Origin of the sequence: Pantoea sp. IMH, from assembly GCF_000599885.1 — a bacterium.
Lineage (GTDB): Bacteria > Pseudomonadota > Gammaproteobacteria > Enterobacterales > Enterobacteriaceae > Erwinia.
In genome coordinates, this window is the sequence record NZ_JFGT01000002.1 from 1006745 (window position 1) to 1025593 (window position 18849).

The 18849-nt window shown below is 52.2% G+C and carries 17 protein-coding genes; 11 read left to right on the forward strand and 6 right to left on the reverse strand.

What is annotated here, in order from left to right; all coding sequences use genetic code 11:
* Nucleotides 1-247: 247 nt before the first annotated feature.
* Together EA20_RS0104655 and zinT are read right to left on the reverse strand one after the other, a co-directional pair.
* Nucleotides 248-1498 carry a sensor domain-containing diguanylate cyclase gene (locus tag EA20_RS0104655; protein ID WP_024965725.1) on the reverse strand — a complete coding sequence of 417 codons (1251 nt, stop codon included), beginning with the start codon at nt 1496-1498 and terminating at the stop codon, nt 248-250.
* Between the two features lie 671 nt (nt 1499-2169).
* Entirely contained in the window at nt 2170-2817 is a 648-nt protein-coding gene (gene zinT / locus EA20_RS0104665) for a metal-binding protein ZinT (RefSeq protein ID WP_024965726.1), read from the reverse strand.
* Between the two features lie 373 nt (nt 2818-3190).
* Here zinT and EA20_RS0104670 point away from each other — a divergent pair, with 373 nt between their 5' ends.
* The 4 genes from EA20_RS0104670 to EA20_RS0104685 all read left to right on the forward strand — a co-directional run bounded on the left by EA20_RS0104670 (nt 3191) and on the right by EA20_RS0104685 (nt 7521).
* Complete coding sequence (locus tag EA20_RS0104670) at nt 3191-3673, forward strand: glutathione peroxidase (protein WP_024965727.1); 483 nt, start codon at nt 3191-3193, stop codon at nt 3671-3673.
* Nucleotides 3674-4115: 442 nt separating this feature from the next.
* The gene (locus tag EA20_RS0104675) at nt 4116-4481 is read left to right on the forward strand and encodes a hypothetical protein (protein WP_024965728.1); all 366 of its coding nucleotides are present in this window, start codon (nt 4116-4118) and stop codon (nt 4479-4481) included.
* Between the two features lie 49 nt (nt 4482-4530).
* On the forward strand, nt 4531-6588 hold the full coding sequence (locus EA20_RS0104680) for a pyrroloquinoline quinone-dependent dehydrogenase (RefSeq protein ID WP_369699779.1): 2058 nt from the start codon (nt 4531-4533) through the stop codon (nt 6586-6588).
* 351 nt (nt 6589-6939) lie between these two features.
* On the forward strand, nt 6940-7521 hold the full coding sequence (locus tag EA20_RS0104685) for a DUF4142 domain-containing protein (RefSeq protein ID WP_024965730.1): 582 nt from the start codon (nt 6940-6942) through the stop codon (nt 7519-7521).
* 326 nt (nt 7522-7847) lie between these two features.
* On the opposite strand, the gene EA20_RS0104690 is transcribed toward EA20_RS0104685, so the two are convergent.
* Nucleotides 7848-8594, reverse strand: coding sequence for an SDR family NAD(P)-dependent oxidoreductase (locus EA20_RS0104690; protein WP_024965731.1), 747 nt, complete (start codon nt 8592-8594; stop codon nt 7848-7850).
* A 138-nt stretch (nt 8595-8732) separates the two neighbouring features.
* On the opposite strand from EA20_RS0104690, the gene EA20_RS0104695 reads away from it, so the two are divergent.
* Nucleotides 8733-9332 carry a TetR/AcrR family transcriptional regulator gene (locus EA20_RS0104695; RefSeq protein WP_024965732.1) on the forward strand — a complete coding sequence of 200 codons (600 nt, stop codon included), beginning with the start codon at nt 8733-8735 and terminating at the stop codon, nt 9330-9332.
* A 16-nt stretch (nt 9333-9348) separates the two neighbouring features.
* Nucleotides 9349-9741: a VOC family protein gene (locus tag EA20_RS0104700; protein ID WP_024965733.1), complete on the forward strand. Its 393-nt coding sequence runs from the start codon at nt 9349-9351 to the stop codon at nt 9739-9741.
* A gap of 139 nt (nt 9742-9880) precedes the next feature.
* Here the strand turns inward: EA20_RS0104700 and EA20_RS0104705 are convergent, their stop codons facing one another.
* Nucleotides 9881-10831, reverse strand: a complete 951-nt coding sequence (locus EA20_RS0104705) for an AraC family transcriptional regulator (RefSeq protein ID WP_051516329.1) — start codon at nt 10829-10831, stop codon at nt 9881-9883.
* 95 nt (nt 10832-10926) lie between these two features.
* Here EA20_RS0104705 and EA20_RS0104710 point away from each other — a divergent pair, with 95 nt between their 5' ends.
* The 3 genes from EA20_RS0104710 to EA20_RS0104720 are packed head-to-tail and all read left to right on the forward strand — an operon-like array spanning nt 10927 to nt 13072.
* Nucleotides 10927-11670, forward strand: coding sequence for an SDR family NAD(P)-dependent oxidoreductase (locus tag EA20_RS0104710; protein ID WP_024965735.1), 744 nt, complete (start codon nt 10927-10929; stop codon nt 11668-11670).
* A 17-nt stretch (nt 11671-11687) separates the two neighbouring features.
* A complete protein-coding gene (locus EA20_RS0104715; RefSeq protein WP_024965736.1) occupies nt 11688-12092 on the forward strand; it encodes a VOC family protein in 405 nt (134 codons plus the stop codon).
* The gene (locus tag EA20_RS0104720; RefSeq protein ID WP_024965737.1) at nt 12089-13072 is read left to right on the forward strand and encodes a trans-acting enoyl reductase family protein; all 984 of its coding nucleotides are present in this window, start codon (nt 12089-12091) and stop codon (nt 13070-13072) included. Before EA20_RS0104715 ends, EA20_RS0104720 begins: the two co-directional genes overlap by 4 nt.
* A 362-nt stretch (nt 13073-13434) precedes the next feature.
* On the opposite strand, the gene EA20_RS0104730 is transcribed toward EA20_RS0104720, so the two are convergent.
* Nucleotides 13435-14181, reverse strand: coding sequence for an SDR family NAD(P)-dependent oxidoreductase (locus EA20_RS0104730; RefSeq protein WP_024965738.1), 747 nt, complete (start codon nt 14179-14181; stop codon nt 13435-13437).
* 566 nt (nt 14182-14747) lie between these two features.
* Between EA20_RS0104730 and EA20_RS0104735 the strand changes: the two genes are divergently transcribed.
* Together EA20_RS0104735 and EA20_RS0104740 are read left to right on the forward strand one after the other, a co-directional pair.
* Nucleotides 14748-16061, forward strand: coding sequence for an FAD-binding oxidoreductase (locus EA20_RS0104735; protein WP_024965739.1), 1314 nt, complete (start codon nt 14748-14750; stop codon nt 16059-16061).
* Between the two features lie 519 nt (nt 16062-16580).
* Nucleotides 16581-17495, forward strand: coding sequence for a restriction endonuclease (locus EA20_RS0104740; RefSeq protein WP_200868305.1), 915 nt, complete (start codon nt 16581-16583; stop codon nt 17493-17495).
* A gap of 172 nt (nt 17496-17667) precedes the next feature.
* Here EA20_RS0104740 and EA20_RS0104745 read toward each other — a convergent pair whose 3' ends face one another.
* The gene (locus tag EA20_RS0104745) at nt 17668-18843 is read right to left on the reverse strand and encodes a hypothetical protein (RefSeq protein WP_024965741.1); all 1176 of its coding nucleotides are present in this window, start codon (nt 18841-18843) and stop codon (nt 17668-17670) included.
* Nucleotides 18844-18849 lie beyond the last annotated feature (6 nt).

Below are 18849 nucleotides of genomic sequence, written 5' to 3' on the forward strand. Positions count from 1 at the left end.
GGGATGTACTGATCTGTGGGGATCAGGTCATCAGCTTTGTGCTAAAGGCGCAAACCGAAAAAATATGTAGAGGATTAAGCACCACGCTGCTTCTCTAATTTGATATCAGTGTCATTGATATCCATTTTATTTACCCAGCCTGGTTACGTGTAAAATTTTGCTGCACGGCTGTTTTGTAAGGTTCTCTACAAGAGTGCGGCTAACGGGCGTTTCAATAAAACACCATCATGAAATGACGATAGGGCCTTTACGGCAGCGCTGTGGGTTCGAAAAACTGATATGAACTATCACGCCTGGCTTTCGCCTGGTACATCGCAATATCGGCTTTTTCAAATAACACTTTGGCCGATGCCGTCCCGAACCGGGCGAGGCTGATACCAATTGCCGCCCCGATTCGCACGTCCATGCTATTGATCGCAAAGGGCGCATTCAGGCTGTCAAGCAGGCGCTGGGCGATTGCGGATGCCGCCTCGCGATGGCTGCATCTCGCAGCGACCACAAACTCGTCTCCGCCAAGGCGTGCCACCGAGTCACCCGGACGCATGCAGCGCTGTAGCCGTTTGCTTACCAGTTTTAGCAAGGCATCGCCTGTCGCATGTCCCATCGAATCATTAACTTCCTTGAACCCATTCAGATCGATAAACAGGACAGTCGTATAGGCCTGATCGTCGCCCTGCGCGAGCATGCCGCTCACCAGATCGTTGATCCAGGCCCGGTTCGGCAAACCGGTCAGGGCATCGTGGGTTGCCAGTTTCTCCAGTTGGCGAAGCTTTTCCTTGTCGCTTGTAATGTCGCGCGACACCAGCACTGCACCGATGTTGTTGCCGGTGGAAGGATCGCTGACGCTACAGCCCTTGGTGCCAAGCGTAATGTAGTGGCCGTCGCGATGCAGCTTACGCACCTCGACCACGTCCGGCTGCTCGCCGCCGTTGAAAAGATGTAGCAGTGCCTCCGTGGCGGGGGCGCGGTCATCGGGATGCAGGAAATCCACCACCCGCTGGCCTATCATCTCGTCAGCTGACCAGCCGATCATTTTGCTATAAGAAGGCGAGATCGATACGTACCTGCCGTCTTTGTCGCAATGGGCGATCAGGTCAGTGCTGTTTTCGATCAACAAACGATATTCCGCCGCCGTACGCAGCGCATCTTCCAGGGCTTTGCGTTGCCCGGTGATATCAAGGATGAAGCCGCTGTACTGGAGACAAGGCGTGCCGGGCTGGCAATCCGGCAGCCCGGAAATCACCACACGCCGCGTCGTCCCGTCCAGGCAATGAATGGGCACTTCGAGGTGAAAAGGTGTCACGCATTCCAACGCTGCGGTAAGCTGCTGCGCCATCTTCGCATCATCATCAGCCTGCACACCCCTCAGCCATTCACTCAGCGTTACGCCTTTCAGTACGGGTATCAGACCAGCAGGGCTTTCCTGACTGGTAATGCAAATGCCCTGGGCATCCGTGGACCAAACGGCGGAAAGAGCAGGTTTGATCACAATGTTCATGATGGTCGGATCCGTTGTTTGCTGGTAATACTGAACAAGCTCGATATTCGTCGTGACAGACTTCCTGTTCGCCATAAGGCCTCGCAAAACCGGAAGCTTCGGTGAGGGAATTTCACTTACGCCACTATCATTCATGAGCGGTGAATGACGCTGCCGCCTGTTCAGCAGTAGTTTCAACCGTGCCATTTTACCCGCAGTAGTGCGCGGAAAATGATCGATGGCGAGATTTAAGATCAGGGATGTTAGTGTACGTTTATCGGCTGATTAACCCGCAATCTTTAGTGAAAAATGCATCCTACAACGGCGATATGGCCTGTAACGGCGCCGTTATTTATCTCTGGTGATAACTTCAGGGCTTCGCTTACCCAGCACAAAATCCTGTTCACATTCGGGGATGCGTTTGATCCTGTTAAGTTTAATGCTTTTCTGTTCCAGGCCGTCAATGACAACTGCTGACGGGCAGCATGTCCGTCTGGACAGAGCAGAATCGGGCTTGGGCATGGCGTCTGCTTTACGCCTTTTGACTTAGTCGCTGAGGGAGTTTGAAGGGAAGCGCACGCGATTAAAGGTCCACGTCCGGTGCTGATTTTCCTGAAATTAACCAGAAGACAGAAGAGCAGATTCGCTGAAAAAAAGGCATAGCCTGTTACAGCCATGCCATAGTTCAGGAATTAATGATGCAGCAAATCATCGACAACCTGTTTGCTGGTGAGCTGATAAGGGAAGTAGGTCGGCCAGTTATCCAGCTCGTTGAAAAGTTGCTCCTGAGAGCTGTTCCCCATAAAGATATGAAAATGGGCCGATTTGCGCGGGGCGATGGTGTGATCGCTGAACTGGACGAATTTTGGCGCTTTGCTCTCTGCGTCTTTACACTCAAACAGATAACGAACCCCTTTTTTTCCTGAGGGATACGTCAGAATTTTATAGCCTGCATAGTCATAGCGGCATGCGCTCACTTTGCCATCCACGGTAAATTCCATTACACCGTCTTCAATTCCCAGTTCGGCGACGTCAGTGGCATAGCCTTTTTTATAATATTGCTTAATTTCTTCAAAGGTTTTGCTCTTATCCTGTTCAGCCTTTTTGCGGAACACGGGGTCCATTTCACCCGACAACATAATCGGATAAACGGATTGCCACATCCCTTCCCAGTCGGTCAGCGCCCTGTCCTTCACATCGCTGTCATTGAAAACGCCCTTTGAAGCTTTTTGTTCAGCTTCTGTCAGTGGAGCACCATGTGAATGGCCGTGACCATGGGCATAAGCGCTGCTGGTGACCAGACCAAGAGTGAGCACCAGCGTATTGATTTTAGTAGACAACGTAATTACCTCAGAGGCTATCAAATGAAATGTTATACTATAACAATTCATTTCAGGCTAAAAGCGCTCACTGCGATTTGTTGCCAGACGCGGTCATGACTAATCACCTGACTGACGTCATTAACGGGCCGGGTCAGTAAGGCAGGTTCAGACGGTCGCTCAGACCCTTTCAGGCCGTACCGGCAAAATGCTTTCCGCATGGGCTATGCTTATTTCGGCAAGGAGTAAGTAAAGCCAGCGGAGTTTCATTACGTACTGCCAGTCAAAGACTCAATCTGCCGTTAAGCCTTTGTACCAGCCTGCGCTGAAAGCGCCTGTACTTCGTTCAAAGCGGAGCTTACCCTACAATGTACGTAACGCTGAGGATGTCGACATGACCACTTTTTATCAACTTACTGCCGCCAGCCTGAGTGCTCAGCAGGTCCCTATGGCCGATTACGCTGGCAAGCTGGTCCTCGTAGTCAATACCGCCAGCCACTGTGGATTTACGCCACAATATGCGGGCCTTGAGTCGCTCTACCAGAAATATGCCGCTCAGGGTCTGGTGGTGCTGGGTTTTCCCTGCAACCAGTTCGGTAAGCAGGAGCCCGGTGGTGCTGATGACATCGCGCAGACCTGCCACATCAATTATGGCGTGACCTTCCCGATGTTCGGGAAGGTGGCGGTTAACGGCGCCTTAACCCACCCGGTGTTTCGTTATCTGAAAGGCGAATTGCCTGGCGTACTGGGCGGATGGATCAAATGGAACTTTACGAAATTCCTGATTGGACGCGACGGCAAACCACTCCAGCGTTTTGCCCCGATCTCCACCCCGGAAAAAATGGAAGCTGCGATCGTTGCCGCGCTTAAAGACTAAAAAATTATATTATTTAAGCCGTTTATATTTAAAAATTTTAAGACAGAGCAGTTATGTTTGAATAAAGCCAGTGCCCGCTCTTCGCTCAAAACAGTCGTCATTACGTATTCATTCATCAATCGCGGGCGTGCTTATCCTCGCCGCGACAAGCCATACCCGTGGACAGGCCAGGCTTGCGCATGCCGTTTTGTCGCTCCGCTACTCTCCGTACTGAGCATCGCAGGACCGAAAATAGCCATGACGCATTCAGCGCGTTAGCCTGCAAGGCATGGCTTAGGCTGAACGTTAAAACACTCAGAAAATCCTCTTCTATACTCTGTAACGTTTAGTGAATTATGCCGCTGTTCTTCACCTCTGTTATTGCTGGTTCGATTAACAGCCGCATACATCCGCTACTACGCCATATTTATGACTTGTTCATTTTCTTAGGGGATTTCCTGGTATGTTGCAATCTCAACCCTCACGCACCGGCAGCATCTTGCTGCTGCTGGCTGCGGCAATTGGCTGCGCGCTGGCGTTATATGCCTGGCTGACGCCGCTTACCGGTGTCACCGGTACCATTGGTGCGCTGGGCGTGGCCATCGCCAGCGCGGTACTGGCGGTACTGACCTTTCTTTTGCGTGTCGCCTCCGGTCGCGGATCGCGCATTTTCCTGATTATTGTCACCTTTTTGGTGTTGTTTGGTATTGGTTTTGCGGCCGCGCTGCTGCACCAGTACATCATTACGGCAGCCATGGTGTTAGGCCTGGTTGGCCTGATTGCGCAGCGCAGCAATTCCGCCCGTCACAATCAACGCGCCAAAGCCTGAGGAGTCGCCCGTGTATAATCTTCAACACTATTCATTAATGAAAGTCAGCATGACGGCGCTGGCGCTGCTGATTACCCCGTTCACGCTGCAGGCTCAGGATAAAGCCGCTGAGGCCTCTCAGGGGACCCAGGAAGAGCTCAACGTGGATGCCGCCGATCAGCAAGCGCCGGGCACCACGGAAACTACCGATGAGGCCTCTACCAGCAAGAGCGAGGGAGAGAAAGTGGCCTCGGCAAGCCAGCCGTCGTCGTCGCTGGTGCCCTCCGCCGCCACCTGGGACAGCTTTCACGGTCAGCTTAATGCACAGAAATACAGCCCGCTGACCCAGATTACGGCGGAAAATGTCGGCAAATTAAAAAAAGTCTGGGAATTTCATACCGGCGACGTGTCGGACGGTAAAGGGGAAACGCCCGCTACCGTCTGGTCAGCAACGCCTGTTTTTGCTAACGAGACGCTTTACATAGGTACGCCTTTCGATCGCTTGATTGCGCTGGACCCGGGCACCGGGAAAGAGAAGTGGCACTATGATACTAAATCATCACGCCAGGCACTGACTCAGCCGGTGCTAAAAAATCGCGGCGTCTCCTACTGGCAGGCAAAGAACCCGGTGGCCGGAGAGGCGTGCCAGAAGATCGTTTATCTGGGCACCGTTGATGGCAAGCTCTACGCGCTGGATGCCGATTCCGGCAAGCCGTGCAGCGGCTTTGCGGACAACGGTGTGCTGAATGTGAATCAGTGGAATACGGTAAACGCCAAATTCCCGCTCTCTATCCTGCAGCCACCAACCGTGGTCGGCAACCACCTGCTCGTTGGCTGGGCTGGCAAAGACTGGGCCTATGCCGAAGCGCCTCCGGGCACCGTATTTTCAATCAACGCCCAGACCGGTGAGCGGGAATGGACCTTTGAAGCGATCCCGGCTGAAATCCGTAAACGCACCGGGACGGCCAACGTCTGGACGCATATGTCTGCCGATGAGGCGAACGGTCTGGTCTATCTCCCGGTCTCATCCCCGTCCCCCAACTACTGGGGCGGCAACCGCACAGACCCTATTCCGCTCGGCACCTCGACTACAGCGCTGGATGTCAACACCGGTAAAGTGGTCTGGTCCCGTCAGTGGGTGCATCACGACGTGTGGGATTACGATATTAACTCAGCGCCGACGCTGATGGATATCACCGTAAATGGTAAAGAGATCCCGGCCCTGGTTCAGGCCACCAAGCAGGGGTTCCTGTTTGTGGTAAACCGCCTGACGGGGGAGGATGTGTGGCCTATTGAAGAGCGTCCGGTCCCACAGGGCGATGGATCGGTGAAGGGGGAAGTCCTTTCGCCAACGCAGCCATTCCCGACCAAACCCGCGCCGCTGCTCGATCAATCGAAAAAGCCGGAGATTTGGAAGCTGGCGGACATCGTGGGTGCCGGCCAGTGTTCACGTCTGTGGGATAAACTTACCTATGAGGGAATGTACACGCCGCCGACCACCAAAGGAGAAGGAGCATTAACCTATCCGGACAGCGCTGGCGGCGTCCAGTGGGGCGGAGTGGCGTTTGATCCGCAGAAACAGATAGCCATAGTGAACACCTCACATATCGTGCAGTACGTTAAGCTCTACAGCCGCGAAGATTACGATAACGCGGACAAAAGCGCGGGTAACGAGAACGGCTTTGCGCCGCAGGAAGGCGCTCCGTACGGCATGCGTCTGCTGGTGGCGGACAACTGGCTGGGTATGCCGTGCTGGAAACCGCCGTTTGGGGAAATCGTGGCGCTGGATATGCATACCGGCGATGTGAAATGGCGTCGTCCGGTTGGCGCATCGCAGCAGTATGGCTTTTTTATGCCGGAAAAATGGGGTTCACCTACCATCGGCGGCCCGGCCGTGACGGCGGGCGGCGTCATATTCATCGGTGCCTCAATGGATGCCAAAGTGCGCGCCTACTCGGTTGAAACCGGTGAAGAGCTTTGGTCCGATCAGGCGGAAGCGCCTGCGGTGGCGAATCCTTCGGTCTACGAGTACAAAGGCCGTCAGTATGTGGCCTTCGTCGCCGGAGGCAATACTATCCTGAAGGATCAGGTGGGCGACCAGGTAGTGGTTTACGCGCTGCCTGAATAATTTTTATTAAACGATTACATCAGCATGGGGCCTGCGGGCCCCATTTTTTATGTGTGCAAACACAATTTTTACCTACCCGGACTTGACCCGCTCCCCGTATCCACCGCCCGGTGGCGCGCGTCCGTGAGCGGAATGCCTCCAGTCCGGCCTTTGCCTTAAACGCCGCGCTGTGTAATTTCCGCGGATTTACTTCCATCATATTCTGCCATTCACCATTGAAGATCATAGCTTGAACCGCAGCCTCACATCGTTGCTTAACTATACTGATCATTGCAGTCGTCATTTACATACGAGGCTGCGCACGATAAATGACCTGACTCCAATCCTACCCATGACCATCTGGAGAATAAAATGCAAAAGAATAAAACCCTGAAAGGAATGTTAGTCGTATCAGCAGTGGCAGCAATGTTCACTATTGGCAGCGTGCAAGCCCAGACGCCGCCAGCCGCCGTGCAGAATGACGCCACCGGCCAGACAGGATCGGGCGCCAGGCTCAGCGCCGGTGACGAAAAAGCACTGAAGGACATGGCCCAGGCCAATATCAATGAAGTCGCCGCCGCCAAAGTCGCGCTGAGCAAGGCCCAAAGCAGCGAAGTCAAAGCATTCGCCCAGCAGATGGTCAAGGACCACAGCGCGGCCCTGACCAAAGTCCAGGCGGCTGCCCAGCAAAAAGGCGTGGCACTGCCGACTGAGCCGGACACCGCACACCAGGCCATGGCCGCCAAACTGGAAGCGCAGAGCGGCAGCGCATTTGACAAGATGTATATGGAAAATGCTGGCATCAAGGACCACCAGATGGTGCTGTCGAAGCTGCAAAGTGACGCCATGAATATTAAGGATCCGGATGTGAAGGCCCTGGCCGATGAGCACACGCCGGTCGTTGAGCAGCACCTGAAAGCCGCCCAGCAGATGTCGATGCCAGCAGGTGAGTAAACAGGCCATTCGGTGGGTACACGACCCTGCGGCATGGATTCACTTTTGTACTATGTGTTGCAGAACGTCATGGCGGGGGTGTCATTGTTGACAGTGCTGAAGTACGAAACCCCCCAGACTGTAAGTGTGCCGACCGATGCTCGCTCATGGGAGGTCGCTAGCCGACTACACTCTACGTGTTGACGCCCCCTGACAGCCTTTCGACAGGCTGCCAGGGGCAAATATTGCAAAGACCGCTTTGTGCCAGAAGCGGACATCTGCGTTCTGAGCCAATACAACGGGTGAGCGAGAGTAATTTGTGTTAAATGAACGGTACCTATCCTCTGTCAGGTCTGTGAGGCGCCCCCGTCAGCGAACAGCTCTATACCATTCACATAACTTGAGGCTTCACTGGCCAGGAAAGAAACAACAGAGGCTATTTCTTCCGGCTCTCCGATACGTCCCAACGGACTTTTCGCGGTGAGGAAGGCGATCCCCTCTTCGGCATTATCGCCAAATGCGGCTCTGAGCGACGCTGTATTCACAGGACCCGGGCTGACAATGTTTATGCGTATACCCGATCCTTGCAGCTCTGTAATCCAGCTTCTCACCATGTTTCTGACTGCGGCTTTGGTCGCACCATAAATACTCATAGTGGGTCCCGGGTCTGCTGACGCCGTCGAACCAATGATAACCACGCTTGAACCCTTTCCAAGCAGGGGCAAAGCCTGCTGAACAGTCAGCACAACACCTTTAACATTTGTGGCAAACTGATCGTGGATCTGTTTTTCAGTGATTTCACCAAGTGGGGCATGGACTCCACCGCCAGCATTAGCGACAAGAATATCGATGTGGCCGAATTCCACTTTAACCTGTTCATAAAGCGCATCAAGACTAACCTTGCTGCTGACATCAGCAACAATACCTTTTACATTTTTCCCCAGGGGCTTTACTGCCTCCTGAAGGGTTTCTGCATTCCGGCCAGTGATAATGACATCTGCGCCTTCGTCGTTCAGATTTTTCGCTATAGCCAGACCAATGCCACTTCCGCCACCAGTGATAACGGCAACCTTTCTATTAAATGACTGATTCATAATTGCACCACGTGAGTTTTTTGTAGTGATCACTATATATAACCCCAAACAGGCTGTCACTAATTACTTGTAGCGATCGCTACAAAAAAGTTTTAAAATGGCAGCCAGAAACACTTCTGATACAACGGAAAAAAACCTATGAGCGATACCGGAAAAACAATAAAAGCACCCAGGCGGGTATTTGACAGAGAGTCCGGCGTGCAGACGGCTAAAGCGCTGTTTCATCAGCGTGGTTATGATGCTGTAGGTATCACGGAACTGACAAAAACGCTGAATATAAATCCTCCCAGCCTTTACGCCGCTTACGGTAGTAAAGCAGGGCTGTTTGAACGCTGCCTGGATCTCTATGTTGCAGAAGGAAACCTGCCGGCTGACAAAATTCTGACTCCGGGCAGGCCGCTGAATGAGGCGGTTGCAGATCTTTTTATGACGGCTGCACGTTTATACGCCCGATCCCCAGTCCAGCGAGGTTGTCTTGTGGCTGAAGGTATGCGTGCCGATGATCCGCAGGCCCGGGAGCTGGCAAGCCGCTATGGTGAGGCAGGAATTCAGTTCATCAGAAGTTATATCCGGCAGTATGAACCTGCACGGGACCGCGAGCTTTCTGACTATGTCGTGACAACACTGCGGGGCTTTTCTGCAGCCGCAGTAACGGGACTGTCAAAAGCCAGGTTAACTGCCGTGGCTCAGCTGGCCGGACAGACATTCAGTGCTCTCCTGACGCCAAAAAATGTTTAAGCAGGAGGTAAAAGTTATGTCTGTTATCGACCATATTGAAATTGCTGTAAAAAATGCTCTGGTATCGCTCAAATTCTATGAAGCAGCCCTCGCTCCGCTGGGGTTCAGCCTGATTATTTCTGTGACTCCGGAGCGGACTTTAACAGGTGGTGCACGGTACGGGTTGGGCCCGGAGGGATACCCGAGGCTCTGGCTTCATGATAAAGACCTAACAGGCGCTTCAACACATCTGGCTTTTGCTGCCAGTGAGCGGGCCATAGTCGACGAATTCTGGCGTGCCGCTCTACAGGCAGGCGGTAGAGACAATGGCGCGCCGGGAATTCGCGATCATTATCATTCACACTACTATGCGGCTTTCATCCTTGATCCTGACGGTAATAACATCGAAGTCGTCTGTCAGAAAGGATGAGTAAGAGTACCGGCCGTCACTTTGCGAAATTGAACCACGTCTGAGTTACTGCGTGTTGGGTTTTCCTGGCTGCTACCCTCGGAGTGAAATATCGTGAGGTGAGTTATTGCTTCGTTGCGGCAGCAAATTTACTGCCGCATTAAACGTGGTGATTCAGTGAGCTTTCTGCATCATCAGCGTCGTTCCGGAGACTTGCAGCGTCTTTTAAAGGAGAGCGGCCAAAGAAACGGGCGTACTCACGATTAAACTGGGGCACGCTGCGATAACCCACCTCCATGGCAACAGACGTGACGCTCTGCTGACGCGCCAGTAATTTGGTTCTGGCATGAAGAAGACGAACGCGCTTCTGATACTGGACCGGACTCATGTTTGTCACGGACTTAAAATGACGATGAAAGGCCGATACGCTCATGGCTTCCTGTCCGGCCAGTGATTCAACCACAAATTCATCAGCAAAATTATGTCTTATCCAGCGAATGGCATTACCAATCCGCGCCAGCATGGTTCCCGGTGAAGCAATATCCCTCAGCATCCAGCCGTGTGGGCCTTTCAGAACATGATAAAGGATTTCATGTTCATACACCGGTGCGAGGGCGGGGATATCTTCAGGGCTGTTCATCAGGCGAAGCATTCTCACCCAGGCATCCAGCAGTTCGGGCGTGACGGCAGCAACGGAAAAAGCACCCGACTGTGGATCAGCCTTCACGGGAGGTAAATCAGCCAGCAGCGTCGCAATCCGTTCGGGCGTCAGGGTCAGACTGACCGCGAGATAAGGAGCACCGGTGGCCTCAGGGTGGACTTCGCCTACGGCTGGCAGATCTACTGACATGACAAAGTATGAAGCAGGATTGTAGTTGAATACCCGGTCACCTACCGTCATGGATTTACTTCCCCGCAGTATGAGATTAACCATCGGCTCATAGACCGCAGCCAGTGCATGCGCGGGAACGTCACCCTGCACCATTGCCACACGGGGGATACCGGTTTCGGTTCGCCAGTTTCGGGCATGAGCGGCCAGAAGACGCAACTCTTCAAGCAGCGGTTCCAGTGTCAAAGTCAGCCTCCTCAGTATGATGATTAAAGCGAGCATAAAGCAGAAAAAGGCAAGAATCGAGCAGGAACGCAGAGGCTGAGCTGTCCGGGAAGTTTTATCCTTTTTCTACCGCAGACAGAAAGGATGAAATCATGAAAATTGTACTGATTACCGGCGGCAGTGGCGGGATCGGCGCCAGCGTGGCGCAGCAGTGCGCGGCTAAAGGGATAGGGGTGATTGTGACTTATAACAGCCATCCTGAATCTGCCCTGAGGGTTGTGAAGGAGATTGAAGCGTCAGGCGGCCGTGCCGTTGCGCTGCATCTGGATGTGGCTCGCACCGAAACCTTCGGCACTTTCCGCGACGCCTTACTGGACATAGTCAGTGTCACCTGGGAACGTGAGCAGATTGACGTGCTGGTCAACAACGCCGGGTTTGGGCTCTTCAACCCGATTGAAACGGTGACAGAGAGTGAGTTCGACACTCTTTTTGCCGTACACCTGAAGGGCCCTTTTTTCCTGACCCAAAAGCTGCTGCCTCTGATTTGTGATGGAGGACAGATCATCAACGTTACCAGCGCCACCACGCGCGTGGCTACGGCAGGTGTTGCGCCCTACGCTGCCTTTAAAGGCGGCCTTGAAGTACTGACCCGCTATATGGCCAAAGAGTTCGGACCACGGCGCATCCGGGCAAACGCAGTCTCTCCGGGTGCAATTCGTACGTCGCTTGGCGGAGGACTGAATGATGAATTTGAGGCGCTGCTCGCCTCACAGACCGCGCTGGAACGCGTGGGGGAGCCGGATGATGTCGGCCGGGTTATCGCAGGCCTGGTCTCTGATGACAGCGTCTGGATCAACGCACAATCCATCGAGGTTGCTGGCGGCTACCAAATCTGAATCCTTCCGGAGGTTTTATGCTCGATCATCTGTTTTTAACGGTCAGCGATACAGGCCGTTCTGTCCGTTTCTATACGGAAGCGCTTGCCTCTCTCGGCATCACGGTTCGTCATGATTATGACGGAAAAGAGGGGCCGCCCGGCCACCCGGATTTAAAAGGGTTCGGTGCTCAGGGCCGGATCTTTTTCTGGCTACGCGAAGGAACTGTTGCGCCAGCTGCTATACATGTCGGGTTTGTCGCGCGAAATCAGACAATGGTGAATGAAGCCTATGCTTCAGCCATGCGTGCCGGCGCGTCTGATAATGGGGCACCCGGTGTCCGGCTTCACTACGATCCCCGCTACTACGCCGCCAGCGTTTTCGACCCCGATGGCTACAGCCTGGAATTTGTTTATAAAGAATGGCAGCACCCGCAACCATGAAAACATTACTGATTTATGGCGCCACCGGTTACACGGGACGCATGACCGCCGCGCAGGCTAAAAGTGCCGGCCTGAATATTATTATTGCTGGCAGAAACAGGCAGCGGCTGGACGCACTTGCCGGTGAACTTGACGTCAGTATGCGGGTATTCGGCCTGGAGGACGCTGCTGAAACCGCGCTGCAGCTGGCAGGCGTCAGCGTTGTGCTGAACTGCGCCGGCCCGTTTGCCGCTACGGCAGAACCGCTGATAAAAGCCTGTATAGACCAAGGTATTCATTACCTTGATATCACAGCGGAAATTAACGTTTACCGGCTGGCTGAGTCACTGGGTGAAAGAGCTGCGCGGGCCGGGAGTATGCTGCTGCCGGGCGTGGGCTGGGACGTGGTGCCAACCGACTGCCTGGCCGTTCGCCTTGCAGGGCATGTACCGGGACCACGACGGTTGCGTATAGCATTACAGGTGGCCGGAACGATGTCCCGGGGTTCTGCCGTCAGCGCAGGCGAAATAATCGCAGCCGGCCTGCTGGAACGTGCTAACGGTATTCTGATGACGAAAGAGGATGCGCAGCCCGGCTGGTTTGATTTTGGTGATGGTCCTGTTGCCTGTGCGCCACTTTCCTTTGGCGACCTGGTGACGGCATGGCATTCAACCGGTATTCCGGATATTGAGATGTTTGTGCATGTAACAGGGGATGCCTTTCCGCAGGGTGATTTGTCCCTGCTTCCTGAAGGGCCCGGGCAGGATGAACGTGATGCAAATCGCGCACGCGCTGTTGCTGAAGTTACCGGGGCTGACGGGAGGGTCCACCAGGCTATGATCGGGACGGTTAACGGATATTCCTATACGCCGCTTGCGGCCACAGAGGCTGCGAGGCGTGTCCTGAACGGTGACAGTTCCCCCGGTTTTCAGACGCCGGCGATCGTTTTTGGTAGTGAGTTTGCGCTGAGTATTCCGGGTACGTGGCTCCAGCTCTCCTGACTCTGTTAATAAGCTGCACCGGTCAACCATGAGCTGGCCGGTGCCCCGCATTACGTCACTGCTTTGATTTTGATACACGGCCGGGGAAAATATGTCTGCACGCAAGGGCATCACGCTGTCATTACTGTCGTCAGTACTGTTTTCGGTACTCTGTTATTACAGTGTTTTTTTGTATCCGCTGAACGGATAGCAGATAGCCGGATGGCGTGCAGTAACCACCACATTGTTGCTGATGCTGGTTTTTCGAAAAAAGCTCAGGCCTTTCCCATCTGTGCCGGACCAAGTCGTGGCAGCAGGAACGGTTCCCGCAGAAGGGAGGTCTGTCATGTTGCCCAAAAATATTCCTTCTCCAGTGACAACAGTCAGGTCTGAGATGCGCCGCCATCGGCAAAAATTTCCGCGCCGTTGATATAACTGGCATCATCACTGGCGAGGAAGACAACAGCTTTTGCTATTTCTTCTGTCTGGCCGATGCGGCCAATCGGACTGTGGTCACGCAAAGACTGCAGGATGGCGTCAACGGGCTCGGGAAGGAAATCGTGTAAGGATTGAGTATCCACCGGTCCGGGGCTGAGGATATTAATGCGAACGCCAGCACCTTTTATGTCCAGAATCCAGCTGCGTACCATTGCACGTAAAGCAGCCTTGGTGCCTCCATAAACACTGAGGCCCTGACCGGGATTAATAGAGGCCGTTGATCCCGTGATAACAATGCTGCTGCCTGGTTTCATAAGTGGTAATGCTTTCTGAACGGTAAACGTGATACCCCTTACGTTCGTTGTGAACTGACGATCGAACTTCTCCGGGGTAATCTGTCCGAGGGGTTCAAATTCGCCCATGCCGGCATTTGCTATCAGAATGTCAATGCGACCAAACCGGGACAATATTTGCTTATAAAAATTATCCAGTTCGGAGAGGCTGGATACATCCACCTGAAACTGACTCGCATCCGGTCCAAGAGTACTGAGTGCAGATTCAAGTTTATTCTTCTCCCGCCCGGTAATGATCACAGTTGCACCGAGTGCTGCTAATTCCTGTGCGATCCCAAAACCAATGCCAGATGATGCGCCGGTCACAACCGCGATTTTGTTCTGAAAAAAGTGAGTCACTGTGTATTCTCCTGATTGCTGCGGGTTATATTTATAGTGATCACTACATGTAAAAGAAAAACATCACAAGTTAAAACTTAACATAAATTTAAAAATTCATTTATATCAACTACATGCAAATATAACTTTATACTTATTATTTTAGTACTTACTACAGAGATGGGTTCAGTAAGCAAGTTGAAACAAGAAAACAGGTTGCGACGGTCTGCATTTGATCGCGAAGCATTAGTCGCAATTGCACAGGCACTCTTTCATGAACATGGCTATAGCGCTGTCAGGATTGCTGACCTGAAGCGGGCGCTGAATATCAAGCCGCCGGATATCCAGGTACATACCTGACTATTTATCGATAATCATGAGGGTCCATACAGGACAACGGTCAAACGTGACGTAAAACAGTCCAAATCTGGTAAATTTCCGACGTTTAGATCTGCTGATACCCGGATTAAGAGCATCTTTACCGCTGGTAACTTATCTGAAATCAAGAAGACTCAGATTATCGCTGGTACGGATAACCTTCTTTCTTTTATAACGTTACCTTCTTTTCTCAAATAAGGTTCATGACGTTGCGCTACGCATCTATTCCCTTCAACCATAATCAGCCAGGCTGGCCTGCGGGCGATAACTGTTATGCCTCATATCCGGTGTTGCGCGGTGAGACGACCGCAGATTGGGTTATCGTCGGCGCTGGCTTCACGGGCGTGGCCTTCGCTCGCCGTTTAGCCGAAATAGATCCCGGACTGAAAATCATTGTTGTGGATGCACACAGCTCACTGGAAAGTTCATCTGCACGTAATTCCGGCTTCGTTATCGGCCTGCCTCATAATATCGGCAGCTCCACCGCGGAATTAAAAAAAGCTAATGCCTACCGGAACCTGCTTCAGGAAGGGATTTCACAGCTGGAACAGGTTATTTCACAACATGGTATTCAGTGCGACTGGGAGAATGCCGGTAAATATCACTGCCAGGTTGAGCGCGGTAACGATCGTATATTGAACGAATACACCAGCCATCTCGACTTAATGGATGAACCCTACCGGACTTTAGACAGCGACGCGCTCTATCAGAAACTTGGCACAAAATTTTATAGCAAAGGCATTTTTACCCCTGGCTGTGTACTGGTAAACCCGACGCAATTAATTTCTGCACTCAGCCATTGTTTACCTGGGAATGTTCAATGTTTTGATAATACGCCCGTTCTGGGCATTCGTTATGGTGATAAGGCGGAAGTCCTCACGCCTTTTGGCGTGATTAAAACCCCGAAAGTGATGCTGGCAACTAACGCCCTGTCGCCTGAACTGCTTCCCGGCATCACCCGTCAGGCCTCTATGGCGACCTTTGCCAGCATCACTGAACCTCTGACAGAGGAACAATTGGCGACACTTCCGCCAATGAAAAGCTGGGGACTCACCCCGGTGAATGCCATTGCCGGAGCGACCTTCCGTTGCACCTCAGATCGCCGTTTCCTGATTCGCCAGCATGTTATACCCGCCTTAAAAGGTAAGGTTGACGCTGCGCAAACCTATCACGCCACCCATTTGCATCAGCGTTTATTCAATAAAGTCTATCCGACACTTACCGGGGTTAAACTCACCCACACCTGGTCCGGTAATATTAGCGTAACCCGCAACGGCGCACCGGTATGGGGCAGGTTGAATAAATTTGTCTGTACCGCTGGCGGTTGTAACGGCGCGGGCATATCGAAACAGACCGTGGCAGGCAGTTTGCTTGCGGATCTGATGATGAATCAGGACAACCCGCTGATCGCGGAGATGACATCGCTGGGCAAGGCCAATTTTATGCCACCGTCGCCTGCTCTGGATATCGGCATTGCCTGTTCGCTGTTTAAAGAGCGCTATCTTGGCCGGAAAGAGATTTAATTTCGCGTAACGGGATTGCCACTATCAGGCGATCTGAGATGGCGGGAGATCGTTCCCGCCTTTTACCTGCATAGCTGGTGAGCAAGCCATAATCACTGCCCTCTTGCAGAGAGTATTAGCTGCGTGAAATGACGACATCGCTTATCGGGCGGGTTAAGACAAAAGGCTTTGCGACCCTTATGTACAGGCGTTCTGGAAAGATTTAATGTCGGTAGTGGAAAGGCAATAAGGTGGAAACTGTTCTTATTGCATGTAGAGATCTGCCCCCTCTGATTACTGAAAATCCCTTTAGCTTTGTCATCGTGGCTACGGCAGCAAGCCTTTCCCGGGCGACCATTAAAAACTTCATGCGGCTTTCAGGCGGCAGTTAGAAAACAACAACCCTAATATCTGTTAACCTTATGTTACACTGTAATAATGAGCGTGAAGAAGGTCACCTCTACTAAGACATATATTAAAGTGACCCGCTTTCAATTTTTTGGTATACAGAATTTAATACTTGTAAAGGAAGATTCTGCTGTGGCCATAAAAATCACCCCTCGCCTTATTGAGCTGACTTATGAGGCTGCGCTTAAGTCTTACTGGCGGAGAAATGCGCTTCGAAAATTCCTCTTGGCATCAAATATTTCCAATAATTTTGTTGCAGCCTGGTCAGATGATGAGTCGAAGAGAGATCTCCTGGATCATCTTTTCCAAAAGCTGCAAACTACGGATAAAGGAAAAGCTGTTATCTTTCAAATGGCACGGAATTTGTCAGAGCAATCAACTTTTCCTGACCTTTGCAACTGGGAAGACTCAACAATCAAATTACAAGAAGCCCAAAAAGCGGTTAGAGAACTCAAATTGTATTTGAGTCAGCAAGATGAGAAAGCCAGGAGTGAAAAAGAACGCACAGAAACTCATGAACGAGTTCGACTCGATAGAGAGCGAATCCAACGTTCCTTAACTGATAAGAAAAAGCTTCAACAACTATTAGATGAGATGCATTCATTAGTGGGCACACAAGAAGGAGGTTATAAGTTTGAAGAATGGTTTTATCAATTACTGGAGTTTTGTGAGATTCAAAATAGAAGACCATATAAAACTAATGGCCGACAAATAGATGGATCTTTAACGTATGAAGGAACCACTTATCTTGTTGAGCTAAAATTTACTAAAGTCCAGTCTGGAGCTCAAGAAATTGATTCACTGAAATCAAAAGTCAACAATATGGCTGATAATACCATGGGAATTATGGTGTCCATAAGCGGATATAGTAGCGTAGCAATATCTGAGGCTTCAGGAAGCAAAACTACTTTAATGATAATTGATGCAAGTCATTTGTATTTATTTTTGTCTGGAGCTATAAGCTTCGGTGAAGTGATTTCAAGAATAAGACGGCATGCTTCACAAACAGGTGAGGCTTATTTACCTATAAGTAAGTTTAATGGTTAGTTAGTGTAATATACAGGAGGCTATAAAAGCCTGGGCTATTTTAACAATCAATCTCCACTCCTCGTCCCAAACAGCCCCTGATAATCGTCAGCGGGCCCGCTTCATCCCAGAAGCGGGCCCTGCCAACATCAGCGCTTAACAGCTAGCCGGAGCCGTTGCGCCGGCCTGTGGATTAGCCTTCCGCAGACAGGCTCTCTATTCTGGCCGCCGCCCGACGGGCGGTGACCGGCAGAATATCCAGCTTGCTGACATAGCCGTCGGGATCAAGACCGCGGTTGCGTTCTCTGGCCTGCTGCAAAATCGCCTCATCCCAGTAGAGACGTTTGCGCTGATCGCCTTGCGTGGTGAGGATAAACTCTGCATCACCATCGATTGCACGATAGCGCCGCCAGCTGTTGGCCGGAATGGAGACCACCGAGCGCTCAGGAGCGATGATACTGACCTCTTCACCTTCCTGATTCCAGGTCACCTCCAGCGTGCCTTTAAATACCATAATGACCTGAATGTCCGGACAAAGGTGGCGCCCCATCTGATGGTCGTGCCGCAAGCGCAGCCACTCTAAGGAAAAGCCGTGCGGCTGGACGATGGGCGGCGCGCTGTGGCGATCCTGTGAGATGCCATAGCCAATAACCGGGGCAATTTCGCCGCCGTGGCCCGACAGAACCGCATCCAGCAATCCTTCGGAGGTCCACTGACGCTCCTCGCCCGTCACGGCCCGCTGACGCATCTCCTCTACGGAGTAATCGCGCAGAGCGGCAATCTCCTCTGCGGGCAACGGTGGCAACAGGCCCGACGTGCCGGGGAAGGTATCGCCCGCATTCACATCAATAAGCATATTATCTTTGCTGAGATAAAGCCCATGCTCGCTGGCCGCCGCCAGTATAGACGGATGCCAGATGATCCCACCGGTGTTATTGCCGCCCAGCACGGTATAGACCATGCCGGAGGTATCTTCTTTACTGACGTTGGTAAAGCCGCGGAATATCCAGGTGGGAATGGTCAGGATGGCGGGCGCGCTGAACTCCGCTTCGTGCTCGCCGTTTGCCCCCCAGCGAAAGCGCCAGCTGCCTTCATGCAGTAAAAATACCTCGGCGGTAAAGTGCAGATGTAAGTTATTGGTGACGCCTTTCGGCATTGCCGCTGCGCCGATGTTAAAGCCGTGCGGCTCGGGAATATTCACCACCTGGGAAGAGGACTGCGTAACGCCTGGCCCGATGAAGGAATAGTTCTGCTTGAGGTGTGAACCCGGCAGCTTGCAGTCGATAAAGGCCAGATTGCAGGAAACCATATCTTCCGGCGCGACGAGGCGGCTGCGGGCTTGTTCAGAGGTTAAGGTAATGGCTTTCATATTCAG

What these genes read in the sequence shown, in the direction of transcription:
- EA20_RS0104705 (WP_051516329.1), bottom strand. Translation starts at nt 10,831, where the DNA reads ATGCTCGCTTTAATCATCATACTGAGGAGGCTGACTTTGACACTGGAA.
- EA20_RS0104710 (WP_024965735.1), top strand. Translation starts at nt 10,927, where the DNA reads ATGAAAATTGTACTGATTACCGGCGGCAGTGGCGGGATCGGCGCCAGC.
- EA20_RS0104680 (WP_369699779.1), top strand. Translation starts at nt 4,531, where the DNA reads ATGACGGCGCTGGCGCTGCTGATTACCCCGTTCACGCTGCAGGCTCAG.
- EA20_RS0104700 (WP_024965733.1), top strand. Translation starts at nt 9,349, where the DNA reads ATGTCTGTTATCGACCATATTGAAATTGCTGTAAAAAATGCTCTGGTA.
- EA20_RS0104675 (WP_024965728.1), top strand. Translation starts at nt 4,116, where the DNA reads ATGTTGCAATCTCAACCCTCACGCACCGGCAGCATCTTGCTGCTGCTG.
- EA20_RS0104720 (WP_024965737.1), top strand. Translation starts at nt 12,089, where the DNA reads ATGAAAACATTACTGATTTATGGCGCCACCGGTTACACGGGACGCATG.
- EA20_RS0104715 (WP_024965736.1), top strand. Translation starts at nt 11,688, where the DNA reads ATGCTCGATCATCTGTTTTTAACGGTCAGCGATACAGGCCGTTCTGTC.
- EA20_RS0104745 (WP_024965741.1), bottom strand. Translation starts at nt 18,843, where the DNA reads ATGAAAGCCATTACCTTAACCTCTGAACAAGCCCGCAGCCGCCTCGTC.
- EA20_RS0104685 (WP_024965730.1), top strand. Translation starts at nt 6,940, where the DNA reads ATGCAAAAGAATAAAACCCTGAAAGGAATGTTAGTCGTATCAGCAGTG.
- EA20_RS0104655 (WP_024965725.1), bottom strand. Translation starts at nt 1,498, where the DNA reads ATGAACATTGTGATCAAACCTGCTCTTTCCGCCGTTTGGTCCACGGAT.
- EA20_RS0104690 (WP_024965731.1), bottom strand. Translation starts at nt 8,594, where the DNA reads ATGAATCAGTCATTTAATAGAAAGGTTGCCGTTATCACTGGTGGCGGA.
- EA20_RS0104670 (WP_024965727.1), top strand. Translation starts at nt 3,191, where the DNA reads ATGACCACTTTTTATCAACTTACTGCCGCCAGCCTGAGTGCTCAGCAG.
- EA20_RS0104695 (WP_024965732.1), top strand. Translation starts at nt 8,733, where the DNA reads ATGAGCGATACCGGAAAAACAATAAAAGCACCCAGGCGGGTATTTGAC.